Genomic DNA, 585 nt, shown 5'->3' on the forward strand with positions numbered 1-585 from the left:
CCTCCGGCGGCGTGTACGTCTTCGTCGGGATCGGTCTCGGCGCGATCGCGCTCGGCGGACAGTTCCTCCAGTACGCGGAGTACGAGGCGCTGTTCGGGCACGCGATCAAGTACGCGATCGAACTCGTCGAACTCAGCATCGGCGCCATCGTCGCCGCCGTCGCGATCGGGCTCTTCTTCCTGCTCGCGGCCGGCTTCGACCACGCCATCGAGGAGGACCCGTCATGACGCTCGACCTGCTCACGACTCACTACAACTACTACGCGGTCGCCCTGCTGCTCGGAATCGGCCTGTACACCGTCATCGAGTCGCCGAACCTCGTGAAGAAGGTCATCGGAATGAACGTGTTCCAGACCGGGATATTCCTGTTTTTCATCACGCTCGCGTTCCGCAACGGCGGGAATCCCCCGGTCATCACCGAGGGCGCCGGCCCGTACGTCAGCCCGCTCCCGCACGTGCTCATCCTGACCGCCATCGTCGTCGGGGTGAGCCTGACGGCGGTGGCGCTCGCGCTCGTCGTGCGCGTCTACTCGGAGTACGGCACGCTCGACGAGTCGCTACCGGTGCCCGACGTGGGGATCGTCGA

At 65.6% G+C, this 585-nt stretch carries 1 protein-coding gene and 1 pseudogene; both read left to right on the top strand.

Annotated features, from left to right (window positions below; translation table 11 throughout):
* A pseudogene (locus EXE44_RS20445) lies at positions 1-227 on the top strand (cation:proton antiporter); the annotation flags it as partial.
* Positions 224-585: cation:proton antiporter subunit C (locus EXE44_RS17800; RefSeq protein WP_137718037.1), on the top strand; the 362-nt coding region annotated here is incomplete at its 3' end. The pseudogene EXE44_RS20445 and the gene EXE44_RS17800, both read left to right, overlap by 4 nt.

The organism is Halorubrum sp. SS7, from assembly GCF_005435055.1.
GTDB classification, from domain to species: Archaea; Halobacteriota; Halobacteria; order Halobacteriales; family Haloferacaceae; genus Halorubrum; species Halorubrum salinarum.